This window comes from Pseudomonas sp. GW822-FHT07A10, from assembly GCF_058798795.1.
Map to the genome: position 1 here is coordinate 95,224 of NZ_JBXAKV010000003.1, position 23,749 is coordinate 118,972.

At 60.1% G+C, this 23,749-nt stretch carries 22 protein-coding genes; 11 read left to right on the top strand and 11 right to left on the bottom strand.

Translation table 11 applies throughout. The features are described from left to right. Nucleotides 1-2: 2 nt before the first annotated feature. Nucleotides 3-1,328, top strand: coding sequence for a prephenate-dependent tRNA uridine(34) hydroxylase TrhP (gene trhP / locus AC1RL4_RS06930; RefSeq protein ID WP_230175226.1), 1,326 nt, complete (start codon nt 3-5; stop codon nt 1,326-1,328). A 36-nt stretch (nt 1,329-1,364) separates the two neighbouring features. Here trhP and AC1RL4_RS06935 read toward each other — a convergent pair whose 3' ends face one another. After that, nucleotides 1,365-2,081, bottom strand: a complete 717-nt coding sequence (locus AC1RL4_RS06935) for a FadR/GntR family transcriptional regulator (RefSeq protein ID WP_007940425.1) — start codon at nt 2,079-2,081, stop codon at nt 1,365-1,367. Between the two features lie 283 nt (nt 2,082-2,364). On the opposite strand from AC1RL4_RS06935, the gene AC1RL4_RS06940 reads away from it, so the two are divergent. Next, entirely contained in the window at nt 2,365-3,711 is a 1,347-nt protein-coding gene (locus AC1RL4_RS06940; RefSeq protein ID WP_230175225.1) for an MFS transporter, read from the top strand. Nucleotides 3,712-3,734: 23 nt separating this feature from the next. Next, nucleotides 3,735-5,078: a glucarate dehydratase gene (gudD, locus tag AC1RL4_RS06945; RefSeq protein ID WP_019579992.1), complete on the top strand. Its 1,344-nt coding sequence runs from the start codon at nt 3,735-3,737 to the stop codon at nt 5,076-5,078. 40 nt (nt 5,079-5,118) lie between these two features. On the opposite strand, the gene AC1RL4_RS06950 is transcribed toward gudD, so the two are convergent. Further along, the gene (locus AC1RL4_RS06950) at nt 5,119-5,997 is read right to left on the bottom strand and encodes a LysR family transcriptional regulator (protein WP_019579991.1); all 879 of its coding nucleotides are present in this window, start codon (nt 5,995-5,997) and stop codon (nt 5,119-5,121) included. Nucleotides 5,998-6,157: 160 nt separating this feature from the next. On the opposite strand from AC1RL4_RS06950, the gene ampC reads away from it, so the two are divergent. Then, nucleotides 6,158-7,312: a class C beta-lactamase gene (ampC, locus tag AC1RL4_RS06955; protein WP_290371299.1), complete on the top strand. Its 1,155-nt coding sequence runs from the start codon at nt 6,158-6,160 to the stop codon at nt 7,310-7,312. Nucleotides 7,313-7,584: 272 nt separating this feature from the next. On the opposite strand, the gene AC1RL4_RS06960 is transcribed toward ampC, so the two are convergent. Continuing rightward, nucleotides 7,585-8,130 carry a DUF4174 domain-containing protein gene (locus AC1RL4_RS06960; protein ID WP_230175216.1) on the bottom strand — a complete coding sequence of 182 codons (546 nt, stop codon included), beginning with the start codon at nt 8,128-8,130 and terminating at the stop codon, nt 7,585-7,587. Between the two features lie 164 nt (nt 8,131-8,294). Here AC1RL4_RS06960 and AC1RL4_RS06965 point away from each other — a divergent pair, with 164 nt between their 5' ends. Beyond that, the gene (locus AC1RL4_RS06965; protein WP_007939410.1) at nt 8,295-8,690 is read left to right on the top strand and encodes a VOC family protein; all 396 of its coding nucleotides are present in this window, start codon (nt 8,295-8,297) and stop codon (nt 8,688-8,690) included. Here the strand turns inward: AC1RL4_RS06965 and AC1RL4_RS06970 are convergent. Beyond that, on the bottom strand, nt 8,672-9,457 hold the full coding sequence (locus AC1RL4_RS06970) for a sulfite exporter TauE/SafE family protein (protein ID WP_019648385.1): 786 nt from the start codon (nt 9,455-9,457) through the stop codon (nt 8,672-8,674). The genes AC1RL4_RS06965 and AC1RL4_RS06970 overlap by 19 nt on opposite strands. A gap of 164 nt (nt 9,458-9,621) precedes the next feature. Next, complete coding sequence (locus AC1RL4_RS06975) at nt 9,622-10,371, bottom strand: hypothetical protein (protein WP_026331772.1); 750 nt, start codon at nt 10,369-10,371, stop codon at nt 9,622-9,624. Nucleotides 10,372-10,620: 249 nt separating this feature from the next. Here AC1RL4_RS06975 and AC1RL4_RS06980 point away from each other — a divergent pair, with 249 nt between their 5' ends. From AC1RL4_RS06980 to AC1RL4_RS06990, 3 genes are all read left to right on the top strand, one after another. Beyond that, nucleotides 10,621-11,769 carry an aldose epimerase family protein gene (locus AC1RL4_RS06980; RefSeq protein ID WP_019579986.1) on the top strand — a complete coding sequence of 383 codons (1,149 nt, stop codon included), beginning with the start codon at nt 10,621-10,623 and terminating at the stop codon, nt 11,767-11,769. A gap of 176 nt (nt 11,770-11,945) precedes the next feature. Next, complete coding sequence (locus AC1RL4_RS06985) at nt 11,946-12,767, top strand: aldo/keto reductase (RefSeq protein WP_019579985.1); 822 nt, start codon at nt 11,946-11,948, stop codon at nt 12,765-12,767. A gap of 30 nt (nt 12,768-12,797) precedes the next feature. Beyond that, nucleotides 12,798-13,268, top strand: a complete 471-nt coding sequence (locus AC1RL4_RS06990) for a DUF1810 domain-containing protein (protein ID WP_028941206.1) — start codon at nt 12,798-12,800, stop codon at nt 13,266-13,268. On the opposite strand, the gene AC1RL4_RS06995 is transcribed toward AC1RL4_RS06990, so the two are convergent. After that, complete coding sequence (locus AC1RL4_RS06995) at nt 13,233-15,593, bottom strand: DNA polymerase II (RefSeq protein ID WP_230175275.1); 2,361 nt, start codon at nt 15,591-15,593, stop codon at nt 13,233-13,235. The two genes, AC1RL4_RS06990 and AC1RL4_RS06995, sit on opposite strands and share 36 nt — an antisense overlap. 350 nt (nt 15,594-15,943) lie before the next feature. On the opposite strand from AC1RL4_RS06995, the gene AC1RL4_RS07000 reads away from it, so the two are divergent. Then, nucleotides 15,944-16,384: a CBS domain-containing protein gene (locus tag AC1RL4_RS07000; protein ID WP_007939416.1), complete on the top strand. Its 441-nt coding sequence runs from the start codon at nt 15,944-15,946 to the stop codon at nt 16,382-16,384. Nucleotides 16,385-16,559: 175 nt separating this feature from the next. Here AC1RL4_RS07000 and AC1RL4_RS07005 read toward each other — a convergent pair whose 3' ends face one another. Together AC1RL4_RS07005 and AC1RL4_RS07010 are read right to left on the bottom strand one after the other, a co-directional pair. After that, nucleotides 16,560-17,180 (bottom strand): glutathione S-transferase N-terminal domain-containing protein, encoded by a 621-nt coding sequence (locus tag AC1RL4_RS07005; RefSeq protein WP_230175214.1) that lies wholly within the window; start codon nt 17,178-17,180, stop codon nt 16,560-16,562. 81 nt (nt 17,181-17,261) lie between these two features. Continuing rightward, nucleotides 17,262-18,356, bottom strand: a complete 1,095-nt coding sequence (locus AC1RL4_RS07010; RefSeq protein WP_019579980.1) for a DUF1615 domain-containing protein — start codon at nt 18,354-18,356, stop codon at nt 17,262-17,264. A gap of 160 nt (nt 18,357-18,516) precedes the next feature. Between AC1RL4_RS07010 and AC1RL4_RS07015 the strand changes: the two genes are divergently transcribed. After that, entirely contained in the window at nt 18,517-20,046 is a 1,530-nt protein-coding gene (locus AC1RL4_RS07015) for an FAD-dependent monooxygenase (RefSeq protein ID WP_019579979.1), read from the top strand. A gap of 15 nt (nt 20,047-20,061) precedes the next feature. Here AC1RL4_RS07015 and hemB read toward each other — a convergent pair whose 3' ends face one another. From hemB to AC1RL4_RS07030, 3 genes are all read right to left on the bottom strand, one after another. Further along, nucleotides 20,062-21,036, bottom strand: a complete 975-nt coding sequence (gene hemB / locus AC1RL4_RS07020) for a porphobilinogen synthase (RefSeq protein ID WP_019579978.1) — start codon at nt 21,034-21,036, stop codon at nt 20,062-20,064. A gap of 150 nt (nt 21,037-21,186) precedes the next feature. Further along, nucleotides 21,187-22,029, bottom strand: coding sequence for a PhzF family phenazine biosynthesis protein (locus AC1RL4_RS07025; RefSeq protein ID WP_096479862.1), 843 nt, complete (start codon nt 22,027-22,029; stop codon nt 21,187-21,189). Nucleotides 22,030-22,052: 23 nt separating this feature from the next. Then, nucleotides 22,053-22,760 carry a glutathione binding-like protein gene (locus tag AC1RL4_RS07030; RefSeq protein ID WP_018925387.1) on the bottom strand — a complete coding sequence of 236 codons (708 nt, stop codon included), beginning with the start codon at nt 22,758-22,760 and terminating at the stop codon, nt 22,053-22,055. Nucleotides 22,761-23,067: 307 nt separating this feature from the next. Between AC1RL4_RS07030 and AC1RL4_RS07035 the strand changes: the two genes are divergently transcribed. Then, nucleotides 23,068-23,742 (top strand): hypothetical protein, encoded by a 675-nt coding sequence (locus AC1RL4_RS07035; RefSeq protein WP_019579976.1) that lies wholly within the window; start codon nt 23,068-23,070, stop codon nt 23,740-23,742. Nucleotides 23,743-23,749 lie beyond the last annotated feature (7 nt).

The window sequence follows — 23,749 nt, forward strand, 5'->3', positions numbered from 1 at the left end:
CCATGCCTCTCATCCCCCCGGAACTGCTCGCCCCTGCCGGTACCCTGAAAAACATGCGTTATGCCTTCGCCTACGGCGCCGATGCGGTATACGCCGGCCAACCGCGCTACAGCCTGCGGGTGCGTAACAACGAATTCGATCACGCCAACCTCGCGCTCGGCATCAGCGAGGCCCAGGCTCAGGGCAAGCGCTTTTATGTGGTGGTGAACATCGCCCCGCACAACGCCAAGCTGAAAACGTTCCTCAAGGATCTGGAACCGGTGATCGGCATGGCGCCGGACGCGCTGATCATGTCCGATCCTGGCCTGATCATGCTGGTGCGCCGGCACTTCCCGCAGATGCCGATCCACCTGTCGGTGCAAGCCAACACGGTGAACTGGGCCAGCGTCGAGTTCTGGCAGCAACAGGGCTTGAGCCGGATCATCCTGTCCCGCGAACTGTCGCTGGAAGAAATCGCCGAAATCCGCCAGCACGTCCCGGCGATGGAGCTGGAAGTGTTCGTACACGGCGCGTTGTGCATGGCCTATTCCGGGCGCTGCCTGTTGTCGGGCTACATGAACAAGCGTGACGCCAATCAGGGCAGCTGCACCAATGCCTGCCGCTGGAAATACTCGGCGACAGCGGCCAGCGAAAATCTGCTCGGTGACATCGTCCAGCACTACTCACCCGAACCTACCCTGGGCCTCGGTACGCCGACCGATCAGGTGTTCCTGTTGCAAGAGGCCAATCGCCCCGGCGAACTGATGCCGGCATTCGAGGATGAACACGGCACCTACATCATGAACGCCAAGGACCTGCGTGCCGTCCAGCACGTCGAGCGCCTGACACAGATGGGCGTGCATTCACTGAAGATCGAAGGCCGGACCAAATCGCATTTCTATTGCGCGCGCACCACCCAGGTTTATCGCCGCGCGATCGACGATGCGGTGGCTGGCCGAGTGTTCGATCGCAGCTTGATGACTGATCTGGAGTCCCTCGCTCAGCGCGGCTACACCGAAGGTTTTCTGCGCCGGCACGTGCATGACGAATACCAGAACTACCAGAACGGCAGCTCGGTTTCAGAGCGCCAACAGTTCGTTGGGGAGTTGACCGGCGAACGCCGCGACCGGCTGGCCGAGGTACGGGTGAAGAATCGTTTTGGCCTGGGCGATCACATGGAACTGATGACGCCCAAGGGCAACTTCCACTTCGACCTGCATCAACTGCAGAACCTCAGGGGCGAGGCGATTGAAGTGGCGCCTGGGGATGGGCACACGGTGTATTTGCCGATTCCGGATGCGGTGGATTTGCGTTATGGATTGCTGATGCGCGATGTTGGTGTGAGCTGAAAATCATCGAGCCCGCCCCCACAGGTCACTGACGAATCAGCTGCCGCCCGCCGAAAAGCGGTCGCGGCTGTTGGTCAGGTGCAACCACATCGCCGCCCGCGCAGCATCCGGATCCTGGCGCTTGATGGCGTTGAGAATCGCCTCGTGTTCGAGGTTGGCGAGTTGCCCCAGCTTGCTCAAGTCCGCTGACCCGCGCTCGGCGGCATTGACGCGGGTGCGGGGAATCATCGCATTGCCCAAGTGCTGCATGATCTCTGTGAAGCATACATTGCCGGTGGCTTCGGCGATCAGCAGGTGGAAACGTTTGTCGGCCTCGACGCAGCTGTCATTGTTGGCCAGCAAACTCTGATAGTCATCCAGCGCTTCACGCATCTGCGCCAATTGCTGATCGGTACGACGCACCGCCGCCAGCGCGGCGGCCTGGGTTTCCAGGCCCATGCGCAACTCCAGAATGCTGCGCACCCCCAGCGCGGTATCGACATTCAGCCGCAACCCCTGCTCTGGCGCGCGCTCGATGACAAAGGTGCCGATGCCGTGACGGGTTTCCACCAGCCCTGAAGCCTGCAATTTCGAAATCGCCTCGCGCACCACCGTACGGCTGACCCCATGCTCCTGGACAATCGAGTTCTCCGACGGCAGCTTGTCCCCCGGCAGCATCTGGCCGAGCAGGATGCTCTGGGTCAGCTTGGCCACCAGATCATGAGCCAGGTTGTGAGCGCGCTTGCGGGCGGGTGCGTCGATGTCTTCTTGCATGGTGATTATCCGTAAAACAGGGCTATCCGGATCGTAGCACCGGAATCGATTGGAATCCCCAGAAAACAGCCTCAAGCTTGTATGACAACACTCAACAAATTGACCACTCGAACACCATCACAACCCCACACCCGACCCAAAAAAGCATAGAAATCACCCGACAAATAGCCATTTTATTGGACAACAGTGCTTGTCGAATCAAAAAAGCCAGTTGTATGATGTCTATCAACAACGCTACACCCAGCCACACCCCGCATAAAAATAACGAGTGGGAGAAAAACAAGTGAATACATCCATACCCGGGATGAACGATGGCGCCGATTCGGTCCTGAAGTCCGCCATCTCAAAAGTGAAACGCCACGTCCTGCCGCTGTTCGTGATCATGTTCATCGTCAACTACATCGACCGTGTGAACATCGGCTTCGTCCGCGCCCACATGGAACATGACTTAGGGATTGGCGCCGCCGCCTACGGCCTCGGTGCCGGCCTGTTCTTCATCGGTTACGCGCTGTTCGAAGTGCCCTCCAACATCCTCCTGCAAAAAGTCGGCGCGCGAATCTGGCTGACCCGCATCATGCTGACCTGGGGCCTGGTGGCCGCTTGCATGGCGTTCATCCAGAACGAAACCCACTTCTACATCCTGCGTTTTCTGCTCGGCGTGGCGGAAGCCGGGTTCTTTCCCGGGGTAATTTATTACTTCACCCGCTGGTTGCCTGGCGTGGAGCGTGGCAAGGCGATTGCGATCTTCCTCAGCGGTTCGGCGATTGCTTCGCTGATCTCCGGCCCGCTGTCGGGGCTACTGCTGCAAATCAACGGTTGGGGCATGCACGGCTGGCAGTGGATGTACTTCATCGAGGGCATGTTCTCGGTCGGGTTGTGCGTGTTCGTCTGGTGCTGGCTGGACTCCAAACCCCACGACGCCAAATGGCTGACCCTGGCCGAACAGAACGCACTGGTCAAAGCCATCGATGACGAACAACTGGCCCGCGAAGCCGCAACGCCGATCAAACCGTCGTTGGGCACACTGCTCAAGGACCGCCAGATCATCCTGTTCTGCCTGATCTACTTCTTCATTCAATTGACCATCTATGCCGCGACTTTCTGGCTGCCGAGCATCATCAAGAAAATGGGCGACCTGAGCGACATCCAGGTCGGCTTGTTCAACTCGATTCCGTGGTTGCTGTCGATCGTCGGCATGTACGCCTTTGCCTCGCTGTCGGGCAAATGGAAGCACCAGCAAGCCTGGGTCGCCACTGCCCTGCTGATCGCTGCGGCGGGGATGTTCATGTCCACCACCGGTGGGCCGATCTTCGCCTTCGTTGCAATCTGCTTCGCCGCATTGGGTTTCAAATCGGCTTCGTCGCTGTTCTGGCCGATTCCCCAGGCGTACCTGGATGCGCGGATCGCTGCCGGCGTGATTGCGCTGATCAACTCGGTGGGCAACCTCGGCGGCTTCGTGGCGCCGACCACCTTCGGTTTGCTGGAAGAACACACCGGTTCAATCCAGGGCGGGCTCTACGGCCTGGCCGCCACCTCGATCATCGCCGCGATCATCGTCTTCGCCGCTCGCAATAAACCGAAACCCGCACCGGCCGTTGCACTGGGCAAACCAGCGCCGAATCACGCTTGAACATTGGTTTAAAGGACAAAAAAATGAACCCACAAGAAGCCGCAAAAGCCCCGATCATCACCAGCATGCAGGTTGTGCCGGTGGCTGGCCACGATGGCATGCTGCTCAATCTGAGCGGCGCCCACGGCCCGTTCTTCACCCGCAATATCGTGATCCTCAAGGACAACGCCGGTCACACCGGCGTCGGCGAAGTACCCGGTGGCGAGCGCATTCGCCAGACTCTGGAAGACGCGCGTTCATTGGTGGTCGGCAGCCCGATCGGCACGTACCAGAAGATCCTCAATCAAGTGCGCCAGACCTTCGCCGATCGTGATGCCGGTGGTCGCGGTTTACAGACATTCGACCTGCGCATCACCATTCACGCGGTCACCGGCCTGGAAGCGGCCCTGCTGGACTTGCTTGGCCAGCACCTGGACGTGCCGGTCGCCGCTTTGCTCGGCGAAGGCCAGCAGCGTGATGAAGTGAAGATGCTCGGCTACCTGTTTTACGTCGGTGATCGCAACGAAACCGATCTGGCTTATCGCGATGAACCGGGCGCCGACAATGACTGGTTCCGCGTCCGTCACGAAAAAGCCATGAGCGCCGACGCCGTGGTGCGCCTGGCGGTCGCCGCTCACGCCCGCTATGGCTTCAAGGACTTCAAACTCAAGGGCGGCGTGTTGAGCGGCGACGAGGAAATCGAAGCGGTCACCGCCCTCGCCGAGCGCTTTCCAGATGCGCGCATTACCCTCGATCCGAATGGCGCCTGGTCGCTCAAGGAAGCGATCCGCCTGTGCCGGGATCAGCATCATGTTCTGGCTTATGCCGAAGACCCGTGCGGGGCGGAAAACGGTTACTCGGGCCGCGAAGTCATGGCTGAATTTCGTCGTGCCACGGGCCTGAAAACCGCGACCAACATGATCGCCACCGACTGGCGGGAAATGGGCCACGCGATTCAGCTGCAATCGGTAGACATTCCGTTGGCCGACCCGCACTTCTGGACCATGCAGGGCTCGGTGCGGGTGGCGCAGATGTGCCATGAATGGGGCCTGACCTGGGGCTCGCATTCCAACAACCACTTCGATATTTCCCTGGCCATGTTCACCCACGTCGCGGCCGCCGCGCCGGGCGAGATCACCGCCATCGACACCCACTGGATCTGGCAGGACGGCCAGCGCCTGACCAAAGCGCCGCTGCAAATCGTCGACGGCTGCGTACAGGTGCCGAAAAAACCTGGCCTGGGAGTTGAGCTGGACATGGATCAACTGGCCAAGGCCCATGAGCTGTACAAAGGCATGGGGCTCGGCGCGCGGGATGACAGCGTGGCGATGCAGTTTCTGATTCCGGGATGGAAGTTCGATAACAAGCGGCCGTGCCTGGTGCGCTAAACCTCTGGAAACACCGCTCCCACAAGGAGTGGTGTTCACACTATTTCATCTGGGCTGCTTGCAGCAGCCAGCCCCGGAACGCCGCCATCGCCGACGTTTCAGGACGCGACTGCAAGCGGGTCAGCCAGTAGCTGCCGGTGGTGATCCCGATGGCGAACGGTTGCTCGATTGCGCCCGCCGCCAGTTGCCGGGCAAACATCAGCGGTGGCGCCAATGCCACACCTGCACCTTGCAACGCAGCCTCCATCATCGCCAGCGAGGAATCGAAGACGATGCTCCGGGGCAGCACGGCATGGGCCGAAAGACCGGTCGCCTGAAACCACTCCGGCCACTCATCCGTGCGATAGGAGCGCAACAGCGTTTGCTGCAACAGATCCTCTGGCGCCTGCAATTGCCGGGCGATCTCCGGCACACAGAGCACCGACAGTGGTGCCTCGATCAACCGCACCGCTTCAATCCCATGCCACGCCCCCGCGCCAAAGCGGATGGCGTAATCCAGGCCTTCAGCGGCCACGTCCACCCGGTTGTTATTGGTCGACAGGCGCAAATCTATGTACGGATGTTTCTTCTGAAAATCCGCCAATCGCGGCAACAGCCAACCGACCGCGAACGTCCCCACGGCGCCCACCGTCAACACTTCACGAAAATGCCCACCCTCGAAACGCTCCAGGGTTTCGGCAATCCGGTCGAAGGATTCGCGCAATACCGGCAGCAGGGTTTCACCTTCGCTGGTCAGCATCAGGCCGCGGGGCAGGCGTTTGAACAAAGTCACGTTAAGCTGGGCTTCAAGACTTTTGACCTGATGGCTCACCGCCGCCTGCGTGACGCACAACTCCACGGCCGCCCGGGTGAAACTCAAATGGCGCGCCGAAGCCTCGAAAGCACGCAACGCATTCAGCGGCAAATGAGGTCGAATCATGCCAGCCCCCAAAATTTTCTAATGGCTCATCCGAAATATCGTCGTTTGCCGGTCTTCGCCAAACTGCCTAGATTTGGCTCACCCAACAGCGGACCGCCTTGAAAGACCGCTCGGAGTGTAGCGGTTAACACCACGAACAATCATGGACAGCGTCTCAATCATGCGTAAAAAAAATCAGAAGAAACTCATATCCTACAGTGCTTTCGCACTTTTCCTCGGTGCCAGCCACAGCTTTGCTGACGAGCGCATCGAAACCATCGTTAAAGCCGCCGTCGAACCGGTGATGCAGCAACAGAAGATCCCCGGCCTCGCGATCGCAATCACCGTCCATGGTCAGCCGCATTACTTTAACTACGGCGTGGCCTCGAAAGAAAACGGTAAAGCCGTCACCGAAAACACCCTGTTCGAGATCGGTTCGGTGAGCAAAACCTTCACCGCCACCCTCGCCGCCTATGCCCAGGCGAGCGGCAAACTGTCCTTGTCGGACAACGCCAGCCAGGTACTCCCGGCCTTGCGCGGCAGCGCGTTCGATAACATCAGCGTGCTGCAACTCGGCACCTACACCGCCGGCGGCCTGCCCCTGCAATTCCCTGGCGAGGCAGACCGTCAGGACAAGATGCTCGGCTATTTCAAACAGTGGAAACCGACCTACGCCGCCGGCACTCATCGCCAGTATTCAAACCCCAGCCTCGGGCTGTTCGGTTATCTGGCAGCCCAGAGCATGGGGGCGCCGTTCGATGAGCTGATGGAGAAAACCTTGCTGCCGAAACTCGGCCTCAAGCACAGCTACCTCAAGGTGCCGCAGGATCAGATGGCGCTTTACGCCCAGGGTTACAGCAAGGATGACAAGCCTGTGCGGGTCGAGCCGGGTGCGCTGGATTCCGAAGCGTACGGCGTGAAAACCAGCGCTGCGGACCTGCTTCGCTATGTCGAGGCGAACATGAATCCCGCGTCGCTGGAAAAGCCTTTGCAGCAAGCCATCGCCAGCACTCACACCGGTTATTACCGGGTTGGCGAGATGACTCAAGGGTTGGGATGGGAGCTCTACAACTACCCGGTGACGCTCGACACCCTACTGGCCGGTAACTCGTCGCAGATGGCGCTTGAGGCCCATGAAGTCCAGTGGCTGACCCCACCGCAACCTCAACGCGACACTTTGCTGATCAACAAAACCGGCTCAACCGGCGGCTTCGGCGCCTACGTCGCTTTTATCCCGGCGAAGGACATCGGCATCGTGATCCTGGCCAACAAAAACTACCCGAACCCGGAGCGGATCAAAATCGCTCACAAAATATTGAGTGCGCTGGCCGATTGATCCCAGTAACCCGGCAGCCACTCACTTGTGGCGAGGGGGCTTGCCCCCGTTGGGCTGTGCAGCGGCCCCGAACCAGTCACCGCGGTACATCAGATAGGCCTGGGATGCAGGGTTTACGACTGCTGCGCAGCCGAACGGGGGCAAGCCCCCTCGCCACAGGGTTACCTCACCACAATGGGTCACCAAGTTTCAGATTTCCGTTGGCAAACAAAATGGGCGACCTGTTGGGGTCGCCCATTGGGGTAAGCCTTCTCACGACTACTCAACTCAATTCAATCATCCGGCTGCTCAGCCGGCTTGGCAGGCTTCGCCGGTTTGCCTTTGGTGCCTTTAGCACCTTTGGCCGGTGCGACTTCAGCCACCGGTGCTGGCACCGGTACCGTTGCTTCCTTCTCGGCCGTCGGCAACTGGTCGACGGTGTTGAATATCTCTTTCAACTCGACCGCATCCGACTGCTCAAGCTTCTTTTCGCCATCCTTGCCGATCAGGATGATTTTGCTCTTCGCCCCAGCACCCAGCTTGAGCGAGCGGATCAGCGCCATCGTCGATTGCGGGTCGAGGTCTTTGCCGTCCCGTTGGCCCATCGTATTGATCACGGTGTACAGCACCATGTTTCGATCGGTGAAGCCCTTGCGGTTGGCAGAGTCGTCCAGTGATTTTTTCAGGTTGAGCCAAACCGGGTCCACTGAACTGGGCGCGATGACAATCAGGGGTCGAGCCCGGCCCACGTCTTTAACCAGAGGGGAATCGTCATCGGCGGCGAATGAAGGACCGACGAAAGCCAACAGGGTAGCCAGGGTCAAAGACCTGATGAGCATGCGCATCTCCTTTTGATATCCACGCTCTAATGATTGCGCATCGCGGTGATCGTTCCGGGCGATGCACCGCGATTGTGTTCCGCCTTGCCCAAGCTTAGGTCAGGGCGGTCATTGCGCAACAGCCTGAGCTAATCTCATAGCTGATTCATCGTGAGGGTTTATCCATGAGCGCTCAGCTGAACCACACCATCGTCTGGTGCCGTGACAAACAGGTTTCGGCACGCTACCTGACCGACCTCCTCGGCCTGCCCGATCCCGAGCCGTTCGGGCCGATGCTGGTGGTCAAGTTCGATAACGGGGTGTCGCTGGATTTCTACAACAACGACCCGCCCATCGCGTCCCAGCACTATGCGTTCCTGATTGGTGACGACGACTTCGATGCGGCCTTCGCTCGCCTGCAGGCGATCAAGCAGCCGTGGTGGGCCGACCCCGGTAAGCAGCGGCCCAACGAGATCAACGATTACGCCGGTGGCCGGCGGGTGTATTTCGATGACCCGGACGGGCATCTGCTGGAGATTTTTACTCGGGAAGCGGTATCGGATCAGAACGCCAGTTTATAGCCGATCAGCACCAGCATCGTCGCCAGGCACGGACGCAGCAGTTCGTCGGAGATGCGCCCGGTCAAATGGCTGCCCAGGTAAATCCCAGGCAACGAACCGACCAGCAAGAAGCCCAACACGTGCCAATCCATGTTGCCCATGCTCGCGTGGCCCAGGCCGGCGACCAGGGTCAGGGGCACCGCGTGGGCGATTTCGGTGCCGACCAGGCGACGAGTGGGCAGCAGCGGATACAGGATGAACAGCGCGACGGTGCCCAAGGCGCCGGCGCCGATGGAGGTCAGGGCCACCATGGTGCCTAGCACCAGACCGGTGATCACGGTCAGTGCATTCAACCGGGAACCGCTGGGGTTGTATTGACCGCCCGCCCGTTTGTGAGCGAAATCGAGCAAGCGTTTCTTGAAGAAAATCGCCAGCGCCGTGGCGAACAATACGAAGCCCAGCGCCTGTTTGATGACGGCGTTCATCGCCTCGGGCGAGGTTTGCAAAGTGCTCAGGAACCACAGCGTCAGGGCTACCGCCGGCACACTGCCGAGGGTCAACCAACCGGTGATCGCCCAGTCGATGTTCTTGTTCTTGCGATGAACCAGCACACCACTGGATTTGGTAATGGCCGCGTACAGCAAATCCGTGCCCACCGCCGTGGCCGGGTTAACGCCGAACCACAGCAGGATTGGCGTCATCAACGAACCGCCCCCAACACCGGTCATGCCGACAATAAAGCCGACCACCAGACCCGCCACGACCAACCCGAAATTACCGAAATCCATTAATACGCCCAGAAATTCGCAGGAAACAAACCGGTCAGCAGCATAGCGATTTTTCTTATAACCACATATATCGATGCGGTCTATCGTTATGCCAATTCACCGATTTGAAACAGCGACTCCCCACTCAATACCAACCCCACAAGAATTGCGCTTTATCCGACATCTCACTGCACCGGCAAAAAATTCAGGAACAGCAGACTCTGGGCGTAGTTCAGGCCGATCCGCCGGTACCGCTCATCGAGCATCTGGGTCAGCAGGTCCAGTCGCGCGACGATTTTGCCGAACTCCACGGCAAAACTCAGGTTGCTGCCCTCCTCCGAAATTTCGTTGGAGAACAGCAAAGGCTCGCCTTGCCTGTTTTGCCGCTGGCTCAAGATCCAAGTGGCTTTTTCGATGTTGCGCGCGGCATTGCTGACGAAGGTCGGGTTGAGCGCATCCGTCATGTAGAACTCCAGCCGATTGCCATGGGCCGTCACCAGCATGCTGCCAATCGCATAGATGAATGCGCCGACCCGGTCACCGAGGAATTCCGGGCTCATGGCGAAGCTCAGCGCCGCGAGGTCTTTTTTGCCGCCGAGGGTGGGCAGCGGCTCTTGCTGTTCGATGGCCATGCGCACCTGCTTTTCTGCGGTACCGACATCGAGGAAGCCGGATTTTTTCAGCTCCTGCGGGTTGCGCAGGTAGAGCTTGTTCATCAGCAGGTAGAGGCTTTCGAGGTTGTCGCGCATCGTCAGGGTCGCCATGCGGTCGACGCTGGTCTGGAGGAATTCCTGGGGTTTGCCATCGCGAAACTGGTTGATGACATCGTTGCCCGGCTGATGGCTGCAACCACTGGCGAGGAGCATCGACAGGCTTATCAGCAGCAAGCAATGACGGCGAATGTGTAGGGTAAAACGGGGTAAAACTCGAGCCATGGGTTCTTGAACTTGGGCATGGGCCGGCAGTGGGGATCGCTGCGGGCTGGCCAAGGATAGAACCGTGAAAGCTGAAAAAGTGCAGTGCCGGTGGTCCGTAAGCGCGAATCATCGCGAAAGAGCTCACAAATTAGTCATACTTTATAATTGCAATACTCGATGCATAAGCTATAAATCCTTCCTTGATCGCGTAAAACCACGATCATTAGTATGACTACTTCTTAAAAACAACAAAAAGGAAGGTCAACCATGCTTCAATCCCGACACCTGCTCTCCGGCCTCGGACTCTCCCTGATGATCGCCACCCTCTCCGCTCACGCCACTGGTTTGTCCAGCGAACAAAAAGCCTTCGGCAAAACCAATGACGGCACGCCCGTCGAGCAATACATTTTGCGCAACAGCCACGGCCTGCAGGCCACGGTCATTACTTACGGCGGGATTCTCCAGTCGCTGAAAGTGCCGGATAAAAACGGCAAGCTCGACGATGTGGTGCTCGGTTTCGACGACGTGCAGGGTTATCAAAGTGGCACGGCGTTTTTCGGCGCGACCATCGGCCGCTTCGGCAATCGCCTGGCCAACGGCGCCTTCGAGCTGGATGGCAAGCGCTTTCAAGTGCCGCTCAACGACGGCAGCAATTCGCTGCACGGCGGGGCTCAAGGTTTCGACAAGCGGGTGTGGAAAGCCGAACCGAGCAAGGGCAAGGATTCGGTGGGCGTGACGCTGACGTACCTGTCCTCGGATGGCGAAATGGGTTTCCCCGGCAACCTGAAAACCGAGGTCACCTACAGCCTCACCGAGAACAATGAGCTGCGCATCGACTACAAGGCCAGCACCGATAAGCCCACGGTGCTGAACCTGACCAACCACAGCTATTTCAACCTGGCCGGCGCGGGTAACGGCGATGTGTTGAAGCAGTTGGCGACCTTGCACGCCGCCCGTTACACGCCAGTCACCGGCAAACTGATCCCCACCGGTGAACTAGCCCCGGTCGCCGGCACGCCGATGGACTTCACTCAACCGACCGCCATCGGTCAACACATCAAGGCCGATCACCCGCAGTTGAAATTCGCCGAACCGAAACACGGCGGTTTTGACTTCAACTGGGTGCTGGACGCCAAGGGCGACCTGGGCAAACTCGCCGCCGATGTCAGCGATCCGCAATCCGGCCGTCGCTTGCAGCTCTACACCACCGAACCTGGCGTACAGTTCTACACCAGCAACTTCCTCGACGGCTCGGTCAAGGGCAAGGCCGGCAAGATTTACCCGCATTGGGGTGCCTTTACTCTGGAAACCCAGCATTATCCGGACTCGCCGAACCAGCCGAGCTTCCCGTCCACGCGGCTGGATCCGGGCAAGACCTATGCCCAGACCACCGTGTTCAGGTTCTCCGCCCGGTAGATCAAAAGATCGCAGCTTTCGGCAGCTCCAGGGAGCTGGATACCCCCGTGATATCGCGGGTGTGCCCCGCCCTCGCAGGAGCTGCCGCAGGCTGTGATCTTTCATGATGGCGACGGAACCACCCTGCTATTTTGCTGCCAACTGTAGTATCGATCGGACTTCGACAAGGAGGATTCATGCGGACTCTTGAGCTGGCCGGCCGCCCTGTGCCGGTCATCGGCCAAGGCACCTGGCACATGGGAGAGGAACGCTCCCGACACACCAAGGAAGTTGCAGCGCTGCGCCTGGGTATCGAGTTGGGCATGACCCTGATCGACACCGCGGAGATGTACGCTGAAGGGGGCGCCGAAGAGGTGGTGGGTGAAGCCATCACAGGCCTGCGCGACCAGGTTTTCCTGGTGAGCAAGGTCTACCCTCACAACGCCAGCCGCAGAGGCATCCCCCAGGCCTGCGAACGCAGCCTGCGGCGGTTGAATACCGATTACATCGATCTTTATCTGTTGCACTGGCGCGGCGAGTATCCCCTTGAGGAAACCGTCGAAGCCTTCGAACGCCTGCGCGAAGACGGCAAGATCGGCCGTTGGGGCGTGTCCAATTTTGACCTGGGCGACCTGGAAGAGCTGGCCTCACCGGCCTGCGCCACCAATCAGGTGCTGTATAACCTGGAAGAACGCGGCATCGAATTCGATCTGCTGCCCTGGAGCCAACAGCGACAAATGCCGGTGATGGCTTACTGTCCAATCGGCCAGGGCGGGCATATGCTGGCCAATCCGACGCTCAAGCAGGTTGCCGCCCGTCACGAGGCGACACCTGCGCAGGTAGCGCTGGCATGGATTCTGCGTCAGAACGGGGTGATCGCCATCCCCAAAGCGGTCCACCCCGAGCATGTGCGGCTCAACGCGCAAGCGGCACAATTGCAGCTTGAAGTCGGGGATCTGGAGGCGCTGGACCAAGCGTTTCGCGCGCCACAACGCAAGCAGCGGTTGGCCATGGTCTGAGCCATCGCGGTTCTATCAGAGGGCATCGGCATGAGAAGTACCGATCAGCTCGACGCTTTCAATTTGCCACGCTTCGTCCAGGCGCAGGATCCTGTGTTCGAGTGGGTTCAGGATGAACTGCGCGCCGGCCAGAAGCGCCGGCACTGGATGTGGTTCATCTTTCCGCAGTTTGCCGGGTTGGGTGACAGCGAAATGTCCCGCTACTTTGCCATTCACTCCAGCGAGGAAGCTGTGGCGTACCTGAAGCATCCGTTGCTGGGGCCGCGCTTGCGTACCTGCACGCAATTGGTGCTGGATGTTCCTCAACGTTCGATCACCAAGATTTTCGGGCACCCCGACAACCTCAAGTTTCATTCATCGATGACACTGTTCGCCCAGGTTTCGCCAAAAGGCAGCCTGTTCCATCAGGCGCTGGATCAGTACTTTCACGGCATACCGGATGACTGGACGCTGTCGCTGCTGGACTCAAAACAGGCCCAGCTGCCCCCCAATCAGCGTTGAGAAATCGTCATCCACGAACGGCAGGATGGCATCCGCCACCGGTTGCAGCTGCCGGGTGATGTAATGGTCGTAGTCGATCGGCGCGCTGCGCACTTCCAGCGGCTCGGGGCCGGCGACCGTGATCACGTAGCTGATCCAGCCGCCGTTGTGATATTGCCGTGGCCGCCCCTGTTGATCGTTGTAGTCATCGGCGATCCGCGCGGCCCGCACATGGGGCGGCACATTGCGTTGATAGTCATCCAGGGGCCGACGCAGGCGTTTGCGGTAGATCAGGCGCTCATCGAACTCACCGGCCAACGTCTTGCGCACATAGTCCCGCACGTAATCCTGATAGGGCTTGCGTTTGAAGATGCGCAGGTACAACTCCTGCTGGAATTGCCGGGCCAGCGGCGACCAGTCGGTGCGCACGGTTTCCAGGCCTTTGTAGACCATCTCGTCGGTGCCATCGGCACGGGTAACCAACCCGGCATAGCGCTTCTTGCTGCCCTCCTCGGCACCGCGAATGGTCGGCATCAGAAAGCGTTTGTAGTGAGTTTCGAACTGCAACTCCAGGGCACTTTCCAACCCATACTCCTGCTTCACATGCTCGCGCCACCATTGGTTGACGTGGTCCACCAGCGCGTGGCCGATCTGCGCCGCTTCAGCCTGACCATGGGGGCGACGCAGCCAGACGAAGGTCGAGTCGGTGTCGCCATAGATCACCGCATGGCCCTGAGCTTCGATCAGTTGGCGGGTACGCAACATGATCTCGTGCCCGCGCAAGGTGATGGATGAGGCCAGTCGCGTATCGAAGAAGCGGCAACCGCTGGAGCCGAGGACGCCATAGAAGGCATTCATGATGATCTTCAGGGCCTGGGACAGCGGCGCGTTGTGTTCGCGCTTGGCGGTTTCGCGGCCCTCGGCGACCCGGGCGACAATGGCCGGCAGGCAATGCCGGGTCCGTGAGAAACGGGCACCGCGAAAACCTGGCACCGATTCGCTGTCGTCGGGATGCTTGAGCCCTTCGATCAAGCCCACCGGGTCGATCAGGAAGGTGCGGATGATCGACGGATAGAGGCTTTTGTAGTCGAGCACCAGCACCGATTCGTATAACCCCGGCTGCGAGTCCATGACAAAACCGCCGGGGCTGGCCTGGGGTGGTTTATTGCCAAGGTTCGGCGCGACGAAGCCCTGGCGGTGCATCAGCGGCATATACAGGTGAGTGAAGGCCGCCACCGAACCACCGCTGCGATCCGCCGGCAAACCGGTGACGCTGGCGCGCTCCAGCAGGAAGGTCAGCAACTCGGTCTTGGCGAAGATCCGCGTCACCAGTTCGCAGTCCTTGAGGTTGTACTTGGCCAGGGCCGGCTTGTCCTCGGCGAACATGCGGTTGATTTCGTCCATGCGCTGGTACGGGTTGTCGATCGACTTGCCCTCGCCCAACAGGGTTTGCGCGACGTTTTCCAGGCTGAACGAGGGGAAGCTCCAGGTCGCCGAACGCAGCGACTCGATGCCGTCGATGATCAACCGGCCGGCAGCCGAGGCAAAATAATGATTGCCGCTGCCGTGCTCGCGCCACTGCATTTCTTCGCCGCCACGCCCCAGCTTCAGCGGCACCGCCAGGCGGCGGGCATGTTCGTGCAGGACGCGCAGGTCGAACTGCACGACGTTCCAGCCGATGATGGCGTCGGGGTCGTGCCGGGCGAACCACTCATTGAGTTTTTTCAGCAGCAGGGTTCGCGAATCGCAGTATTCGAGCTGGAAATCCACCCCGCTGTCATCGCCATTGGGCGGCCCGAGCATGTACACCTGACGCTCGCCGCAGCCTTCCAGGGCGATGGAATACAGCTCGCCCTGCGCGGTGGTTTCGATGTCCAGCGAGACCAGCCGCAGATTCGGCCGATAGCCGGGGGCGGGTTTCATTTGCGCGTCGAGCAGCAGGCCGTCGGCGCCAGCCGTGCCACCGAACAAAACCGGCGCGGTGATGAACCGCTCCATCATGTAGCGTTCCGGCGGGCGGATGTCGGCTTCGAATACCTCGACGCCTGATTTGCGCAGTGCGGTTTCCAGGCGCATCAACTGGCCGTGCTGCTGGCAATACAGGCCCAGCACCGGGCGGTGCTCGAAGTCCAGCAGCGCCAACGGCCGCAGTTCGACGTTCTTTTCGCCGCGCAACACCGCTTCGGCTTGCTCGCGCATGGCCTGTGGAATGAACGCGACCGACGGTTGATGCGGCAGACGGATGCGCCGGGGACCGGCATCGGTCGCCAGCCAGAATTCGACTTCGGTTCCGGCCGGGGTATCGCGCCAATGCCGGGTCAGGACGAAGCCCTGCTGTAAATCCACCACTGCAACCTCAACGATCTGATTCAAGTGGTGATTCTACGCGTGATTGCCGGTGTGGCGAGGGGGCTTGTCGGAACGCCGCACCGCCCCGTTGGCCTGCGAAGCGGGCCTCAAACCTGCCAACACGGTCTCTCAGGCACACCGCGTTTATCGGATTGCGACTGCCACGCAGCCGAACGGGAGCAAGCTCCCTCGCCACAATTGCGCAGGGTGCCCGGGAGGGCTGCGGGCGTTTACAAAGAAAAATCACTGAATGACGCTATTTGCGTGTTATCTGCCGTTTTGCACCTTGCTCTGTGAGCCTGTCTCTACGATTCTTCAAGGACAACGACAACACCCGAGAAGCCGTCATGAAAACCGTCGCCCAGTTGCTCAAGTTAAAGGCCCAACAGAATCAGGCAGTCCACACCATTGCGCCTCATCAAATGGTGCTGGAAGCGCTGATGGTGATGGCCGCCAAAAACGTCGGCGCGTTGCCGGTCCTGAAAGATGGCAAGGTCGTCGGCATCATCAGTGAGCGGGACTATGCGCGCAAACTGGTGCTCAAGGGGCGCTCCTCCGTCGGCACACCGGTCAGCGACATCATGGTGTCGCCGGTGATCACCGTGGACACCCATCAAACCGTCGAAACCTGCATGGGCATCATGTCCGACAAACGCCTGCGGCACTTGCCGGTGGTGGAGGACGGTGAGCTGATGGGTTTGCTGTCGATCGGCGACCTGGTCAAGGAAGCCATTGCCGAACAGGCTGAACTGATTCGGCAGCTGGAGCAGTACATTCGCGGCGAGTGATTGCACACTGTGCGAGGGGGCTTTTGTGGCGAGGGGGCTTGCCCCCGTTCGGCTGCGAAGCAGTCGCAAAGCTTTTGGGGCCGCTTCGCGACCCAACGGGGGCAAGCCCCCTCGCCACAAGAGCTCCCTCGCCACAGATAAGCCCGCCCCCCACAACATGTGTTTGGTGGTGTTCCTATGGCCAATGCCGCGAGAAGACCGGTGCCAATGCAGGGTGGCGGTCGAAGCGTTCGAGCCAGGCGAAGAACCCCGGCCGCGCAATGCGCAAGTGTTCCCGGGTACCGGCCCACCGCGTTACCACCGCTGCCAGAATATCCAGCGCGCCCGGTTTTCCGTCGTCCAGGTACAACTTGCCGGCGAACTGATCGGCAAACACCTCCCAATGCCAATGCAGGCGTTGGCGGGCACCGGCCATGAGGTTTTGCCGGGACGACTCGTCCGCCTCGCCCAGCCAGCGCTCGGGGTAATCGATGATACCGATGGCGCTGTAGCAATTGCTGACGATGTACACCAGGCCATGAATCACCTGATCGCGCTTAATCGGATTTTCCGGCAACAGGTTCGACTCCGGGAACGTGAGGCCCAGGTGAATCAGGATGGCCGCACTCTCGGCAAGAACGCCGCCATCGGGCAGTTGCAGAGTGGGAACCTGCTTGAGCGGGTTGAGCTTCTCCAGCGCATGCACCGCCTCCGGGGACGATGATACGTCGATGAAGCGATAAGGAACCTCGCACAGTTCCAGCGCGGCTTCGATGGCGGCCGCACCCGAATTCTGATACCCATAGAGCTGGTACATGACTAAATCTCCTCTGCGACTCTCTCTTTGTAGCAGATGCCAAAGACTGCGCGCGAACCCTGTGGGAGCGAGCTTGCCCGGTTACCCTCCCGCACGCCTCATACAGCTCTGATAACGCTCATCGACTCGCTTGGCAAACCACGCTGTGGTGAGTTTGCGGGTGATCTTCGGGCTTTGCAGCACGATCCCCGGCAACACCGCCCGGGGTAATGGCCGGCCTTCGGCCTGTTCGGCCAAAGCGAAGACGCGCTGATAGAGCCTGGTGTCCTCAAACTGAAGACTTTTACCCTCCTCCAGTTGATCCCGAATGGTCGGGTTGCGCATGTCCAATTGCTTGCCGAGGGTGCGCACCGCCAGTTCCGTGGTGCCGGGCATGATCGAGTCGTAGCGCACCAGGTCGCCATCCAGCGCCAGCGGGATACCCGTCGCACGACTGACCGCGTTCTGAAACGCCGCATTGCGGCTGGCGTACCAACCGGCGTTGAAATCGGCGAAGCGATACAGCGGCTGCTTATAGCTCACCGGATAACCGAGCAAGTGGGCAATACCGAAATACAGGCCACCGCGACGGGTGAACACTTCGTGACGAATCGAGCCGTTCACCGGGTAGGGATAATCCCGCGCCTGCTGCTCGGCAAAGTCGATGCTGACCTGCATCGGCCCGCCGGTGTGTACCGGGTTGAAGCCGCCGAACAAGGTCCGGCCCATGGGCACCATGCCGATGAAGTCATCGAAAATCGCGCTGAGCTCTTTTTCGCTGCGCGCGGCATTCAGTCGGTCGCTGTAGCTTTTGCCGTTGGGTGAACGCACCTGCAAGGCACCGCTGACCAGCAAGCTGGGAATGTGGGCCTTATCGGCGCGGCGGTCGATTTCATCCCGGGCGATCTTGCCCAGGCCCGGCACCGGCGGATCAGCCTGAAACGTCGACTCTTGCTCAGCGACCGCGAGCACCGAACACAGGTTTTGCGTGGTCGGCGAAATCTTTTGCGCGGCAAACGCCGCGTAGATGTCGGTGGCCCAGCCCTGGCGGTCGACCGTCTTGGCCGGCAGCAGGCTGACGATCTCGGCCTTGACCTCGGCAGGCTTGCGGGCCGGCGGTTCCTGAGGGCGCTGAGTGCCGCAACCGGCCAGTACCAACAGCGCGGCCACGCTCATGATCAATCGATTGGCTTGCATGGTGCTCCATCAAATCCGTTGAGCCGGGTTAACCATACGATCAATGGCATGGCGCAGGCTATGACTATCCCGCCCTCTCCCTGTTCCGTAGCCGCTGTCGAGCCTGCGAGTGCCCCCCGGTTGAACCATACTTGATCCACACACCGAGGAGGACAGGCTCATGAACCGTAGCGACGTGCTGATCATCGGCGCCGGCCCGACCGGGCTGGTCCTGGCACTGTGGCTGAGCAAGCTGGGGATTGGGGTGCGGATTATCGACAAGACCTCGACCCCCGGTACTACCTCACGCGCGTTGGCAGTACAGGCCCGAACGCTGGAGCTGTATCGCCAGCTCGACCTCAGCGACGGCGTGGTGCAGAACGGCCATAAAGTGTGCGCCGCGAATTTCTGGGTCAAGGGCGAACCGGTCGCGCACCTGCCGCTGAGCGCCATCGGCGAGGGTTTGACGCCCTATGCGTTCCTGGAAATCTATCCGCAAGACGAGCACGAGCAACTGCTGATTGAACGCCTGGAGACCTTTGGCATTACGGTGGAGCGCAACACCGAATTGCAAAGTTTCGAGGAAACCGGCGATGGCATCACCGCGACACTGCGCTTACCTGATGGACAGCAGCAAACCTGTCAGGCCTGTTACCTCGCAGGCTGTGACGGCGCCCGCTCGATCGTGCGCAAATCCCTGGACACCGATTTTCCGGGGGGCACCTATCAGCAGATTTTTTACGTGGCGGATGTGCAGGCCCGCGGCCCGACGTTCAACGGTGAATTGCATGTGGACCTCGACGAAGCCGACTTTCTCGCCATTTTTCCTTTGTCCAGCGAAGGTCGCGCCCGACTGATCGGCACGGTTCGCGACGAACGCGCCGAGCGCGCCGAAACCCTCCAGTTTGCAGACGTCAGCAGACGGGCCATCGAGAATTTAAAGGTGCAGATCGATCAGGTGAACTGGTTCTCGACCTACCGCGTGCATCACCGGGTAGCGGATCACTTTCGTACCGGACGCGCGTTTCTGTTGGGTGACGCCGCCCATGTCCACAGCCCGGCGGGTGGCCAGGGCATGAACACCGGGATTGGCGACGCGATCAATCTGGCCTGGAAGCTCGCGGCGGTGTTAAGTGGCAGCGCCACGGCCAAACTGCTCGACAGTTATGAAACCGAACGCATCGCCTTTGCCCAGCGCCTGGTGGCTACCACTGATCGGGTGTTCAATTTCGTCACGGCCGATGGGCCAATTGCCGACGTAATGCGCATGCGCGTGGCGCCCTTTTTGATCCCGAAAATGATCTCGTTCGAGGCGGTCCGGGAGTTCCTGTTTCGCACGGTGTCACAGACCACCCTCAACTATCGTGGCATGCCATTGAGTGAGGGCGTTACCGGCCATATTCACGGCGGTGATCGCCTGCCCTGGGCCCACGACGATGAAGGGGACAACTTCGAATCGCTGAAATACCTGACCTGGCAGGTGCATGTGTATGGCGAAACCAGTGACGAGATGATCGCCTGGTGCAGCGCGCATCACCTGCCGTTGCAGGTGTTCGACTGGCGACCGGTGTTTGAAACCGTGGGACTGGCGCGCAACGGGTTTTACCTGCTGCGCCCCGATACCTATGTGGCGATCGCCGATTACAGCGCCGATCCGAAGGTGATCGAACGGTATTTCCGCGATCATGGGATACGGCCTTATATCACCTGAAGATCTTTTGATTTGTTAGATCCCGGCCAGGGCCAGGTCCATTGCGAAGTAGGTGAAGATCAAATCCGCCCCCGCCCTTTTGATCGCCCCCAGACTCTCACGCACGACGCGATCTTCATCGATCGCCCCAGCCTGGGCGGCGAATTTGATCATCGCGTATTCACCGCTCACCTGATACGCCGACAACGGCAGACGCGAGGCTTCGCGGATGTCGCGGATGATGTCCAGGTACGCGCCGGCCGGCTTGACCATCAGTGCGTCGGCGCCTTCCTGTTCGTCCAGCAATGACTCACGCACCGCTTCGCGGCGATTCATCGGGTTCATCTGATAGCTTTTGCGGTCGCCTTTCAGCGCACTGCCACCGGCCTCACGGAATGGACCATAGAGCGCCGAGGCGAATTTGGTCGAGTAGGCCATGATTGCGGTCTGGCTGAACCCCGCCGCATCGAGCGCCCGGCGAATCGCCTGGACCTGCCCGTCCATCGCCGCCGACGGCGCGATCACATCGGCACCGGCCCGGGCGGCGGCCACGGCTTGTTTGCCAAGGTTGATCAGGGTCTGGTCGTTGTCGACTTCGTGCTGATGCAACACGCCACAATGGCCGTGGTCGGTGTACTCGCAAAAACAGGTGTCGGACATCACGATCATTTCCGGCACAGCGTCCTTGGCGATGCGCGACATCCGCGACACCAGGCCGTTATCGTTCCAGGTGTCGCTGCCGTTGCTGTCCAGATGATGAGACACGCCGAACGTCATCACCGACTTGATCCCGGCCCGGGCGTAACGCTCGATCTCGCCGGCCAGTTTCGACTCGGGAATGCGCATCACCCCGGGCATGCTCTTGATCGGCACGAAATCGTCGATTTCTTCCTCGACGAAAATCGGCAGCACCAGGTCATTCAAGCTGAACTCGGTTTCCTGGAACAGGCTGCGCAGGCTCGCATTGCGGCGCAGACGGCGTGGACGTGCTTCTGGGAACTGACTGGACATGGACCTTCCTGAAAAACGGCGGATGAGACGAAATTCGTAGGGGGCGAAGCTTATGCCCTGCAAGGTGCGGGACACAAACCTCGTTCGCTCAAGACAACGTTACCGCGGCGGCAACAATCGCCCGCATCGAATACCGCCTGCTCTCACAGGTTAGATCGTCAGCGTTCCGGTAATACACGTCACTACAGAACCACCAATCCAGATCTCATCCCCCACCTGCTCCACCCGAATCCGCCCGGCGCGGCCCATGGTCAGGCCCTGACTGACGACATAAGACGCCGGAGCCAGCCCTTCGCTGAGCAACCATTGAGCGATCCCGGCGTTCAGGCTGCCGGTGGCCGGGTCTTCCGGCATGCCGTCGCCGGAAATGAATGCACGTACTTCGAACTGCGCGTCAGCACCATCATTCTCGGGGTGCCATGGCGCGATGACACCGACGGCGAGGCCGAGCATCTGTGCATGATCCGGCTGCAAGTCCAGAATCTGCTGGCGGTCCTCGACCATCACCGCCAGCCAACCGGCACCGTTGTCGACCCATTGCGTGCGCACAATCGCCTCCGGCGCCAACCCGAGCCCCTGCCGTACGCGCTCGACCAGCCCGGCGTCCACCGGGCCGGACCTGAGCAGCGGTGGCGCGAGAAACGCCAGCTCCGCCCCCTGCCGACGCACCCGCACCAGGCCGACACCACACTCCTGAATAATCTCCTCACCCTTGGGCACCCCACCGGCCTCGAGCCAGGCATGGCACGTGCCCAGCGTCGGATGACCGGCGAACGGCAACTCTTGCAGGGTGGTGAAGATACGCACTCGATAGTCGGCCCGGGGGTCTCGAGGTTCGAGCACGAACGTGGTTTCGCTGAGGTTGGTCCAGTTCGCGAACGCCGCCATGCGTTCATCGCTGAGCTTGTCTGCGCCGAACACAACCGCCAACGGGTTGCCCTTGAGCGCGACGGGGCTGAAAACATCTACTTGCTTGAAATCGAACGCGCTCATTGCCTGCCTTGGTGATGAGGGATTCAAAGGGATTGCTTAGGGATTTCCAGCCCGCGAATTACCGCCGGTCTTGCCAGGAAACGCTCCAGCACGCGGGTGACGTTGGGGAAATCCTGGATGCCGACCAGGTCGCCGGCCTCGTAGAAGCCGATCAGGTTACGCACCCACGGAAAAGTCGCGATGTCGGCAATGGTGTAGCGCTCGCCCATGATCCAGTCGCGCCCTTGCAAGCGGCCATCGAGGACCTTGAGCAAGCGCTTGCTTTCGTCGACGTAGCGATCACGCGGACGCTTGTCTTCGTAGTCCTTGCCGGCGAATTTGTTGAAAAAACCGAGCTGGCCGAACATCGGCCCGATACCGCCCATCTGAAACATCAGCCACTGAAGGGTCTCGTAACGCGCTGCCGACTCCTGGGCCAGCAGTTGCCCGCTCTTGTCGGCGAGGTAAATCAGAATCGCCCCGGACTCGAACAGCGCCAGCGGTTGGTCGCCCGGGCCGTGGGGGTCGAGGATCGCCGGGATCTTGTTGTTGGGGTTCAGCGACAGAAACTCAGGGGACAGCTGATCCTGGGTGTCGAAGCCCACGCGATGCGGCTCGTAGGGCAGCCCGATCTCTTCGAGCATGATCGAAACCTTGACGCCATTGGGCGTTGGCAAGGAATAGAGCTGAATCCACTCCGGGTACTGGGCTGGCCATTTTCGAGTGATGGGGAATGCAGACAAATCGGTCATCGGGAGCTTCCACGGGAAAATCGGAGTGAAGATCATAAGGGGGACGGGGCTAAGATGTGTACTGTGTCCATAAATCCGCAACATCCTGTCGATAACCTTTCCCACAATCCATTCAAGGTTGCCGCTAAAGTGCTGGGCACCTCGCTCGGATCGAAGCTCGAATCGAACCAAAAGGGCTTCAGCGGACTCTGAGCATTGCCCTGTTAGAAATAGACTGGGTCAACGACATGGAAAACACCCTATGCTCGGAGCTTGAGGTGTCAAGGTTTGTCAGCCTTAACCGAATGCGCTGAAGATCACCAATTCGATGATGAACCCTTTGAAACTCACCAACCGCTTCAAACATCGCGCCTTTATCTTCCTGCCCGCTCTGTTGGCGGCCAGCGCGTTGTTTTTGTCGCTGGAGTCCAGTGAAAGCCGCGCCCAACCGGTGGACGGTACACAGACACTGGTGTTTTTGCGTCACGCCGAAAAACCGGCCGGCGGCCTGGGTCAGCTCAATTGTCAGGGACTGAATCGCGCCATCGACCTGGCCACCTTGCTGCCGGAAAAATTCGGCAAGGCCAATTACGTGTTTGCCGCCAACCCGACGCGCAATGTCGAGGAAGGCGAACTGGATAATTCCTACAGTTACATCCGCCCCCTGATGACCATCAGCCCCAGCGCGATCAAGCTCGGCTTACCGGTGAACATCGAATTTTCGGCCAACGACACCAGCGACCTGGCCGATGAACTGCTTCGCGACAAGTATCACAACTCGATCATCTATACCGCCTGGTCCCATGGCTACCTGCCCGAGCTGATCAACAAGGTCGCGGGGGAAGCCGTCGGCTCAGAACAGCGCATTACCGATGACTGGGCATCCAGCGACTATGACTCGCTGTACGTGCTTACGCTGACCTGGCACAACGGCAAGGCCAGCCTGCAGAGCCACAGCTACAAGCAAGGGCTCAATAACGGTCAGGAGACTTGTCCGACGTAAGCGGTCG

Bases quoted from the DNA above. Each gene is read 5' to 3' on its own strand.
- trhP (WP_230175226.1), top strand. From the start codon at position 3: ATGCCTCTCATCCCCCCGGAACTGCTCGCCCCTGCCGGTACCCTGAAA.
- AC1RL4_RS06935 (WP_007940425.1), bottom strand. From the start codon at position 2,081: ATGCAAGAAGACATCGACGCACCCGCCCGCAAGCGCGCTCACAACCTG.
- gudD (WP_019579992.1), top strand. From the start codon at position 3,735: ATGAACCCACAAGAAGCCGCAAAAGCCCCGATCATCACCAGCATGCAG.
- AC1RL4_RS06950 (WP_019579991.1), bottom strand. From the start codon at position 5,997: ATGATTCGACCTCATTTGCCGCTGAATGCGTTGCGTGCTTTCGAGGCT.
- ampC (WP_290371299.1), top strand. From the start codon at position 6,158: ATGCGTAAAAAAAATCAGAAGAAACTCATATCCTACAGTGCTTTCGCA.
- AC1RL4_RS06960 (WP_230175216.1), bottom strand. From the start codon at position 8,130: ATGCTCATCAGGTCTTTGACCCTGGCTACCCTGTTGGCTTTCGTCGGT.
- AC1RL4_RS06965 (WP_007939410.1), top strand. From the start codon at position 8,295: ATGAGCGCTCAGCTGAACCACACCATCGTCTGGTGCCGTGACAAACAG.
- AC1RL4_RS06970 (WP_019648385.1), bottom strand. From the start codon at position 9,457: ATGGATTTCGGTAATTTCGGGTTGGTCGTGGCGGGTCTGGTGGTCGGC.
- AC1RL4_RS06975 (WP_026331772.1), bottom strand. From the start codon at position 10,371: ATGGCTCGAGTTTTACCCCGTTTTACCCTACACATTCGCCGTCATTGC.
- AC1RL4_RS06980 (WP_019579986.1), top strand. From the start codon at position 10,621: ATGCTTCAATCCCGACACCTGCTCTCCGGCCTCGGACTCTCCCTGATG.
- AC1RL4_RS06985 (WP_019579985.1), top strand. From the start codon at position 11,946: ATGCGGACTCTTGAGCTGGCCGGCCGCCCTGTGCCGGTCATCGGCCAA.
- AC1RL4_RS06990 (WP_028941206.1), top strand. From the start codon at position 12,798: ATGAGAAGTACCGATCAGCTCGACGCTTTCAATTTGCCACGCTTCGTC.
- AC1RL4_RS07000 (WP_007939416.1), top strand. From the start codon at position 15,944: ATGAAAACCGTCGCCCAGTTGCTCAAGTTAAAGGCCCAACAGAATCAG.
- AC1RL4_RS07005 (WP_230175214.1), bottom strand. From the start codon at position 17,180: ATGTACCAGCTCTATGGGTATCAGAATTCGGGTGCGGCCGCCATCGAA.
- AC1RL4_RS07010 (WP_019579980.1), bottom strand. From the start codon at position 18,356: ATGCAAGCCAATCGATTGATCATGAGCGTGGCCGCGCTGTTGGTACTG.
- AC1RL4_RS07015 (WP_019579979.1), top strand. From the start codon at position 18,517: ATGAACCGTAGCGACGTGCTGATCATCGGCGCCGGCCCGACCGGGCTG.
- hemB (WP_019579978.1), bottom strand. From the start codon at position 21,036: ATGTCCAGTCAGTTCCCAGAAGCACGTCCACGCCGTCTGCGCCGCAAT.
- AC1RL4_RS07025 (WP_096479862.1), bottom strand. From the start codon at position 22,029: ATGAGCGCGTTCGATTTCAAGCAAGTAGATGTTTTCAGCCCCGTCGCG.
- AC1RL4_RS07030 (WP_018925387.1), bottom strand. From the start codon at position 22,760: ATGACCGATTTGTCTGCATTCCCCATCACTCGAAAATGGCCAGCCCAG.
- AC1RL4_RS07035 (WP_019579976.1), top strand. From the start codon at position 23,068: ATGATGAACCCTTTGAAACTCACCAACCGCTTCAAACATCGCGCCTTT.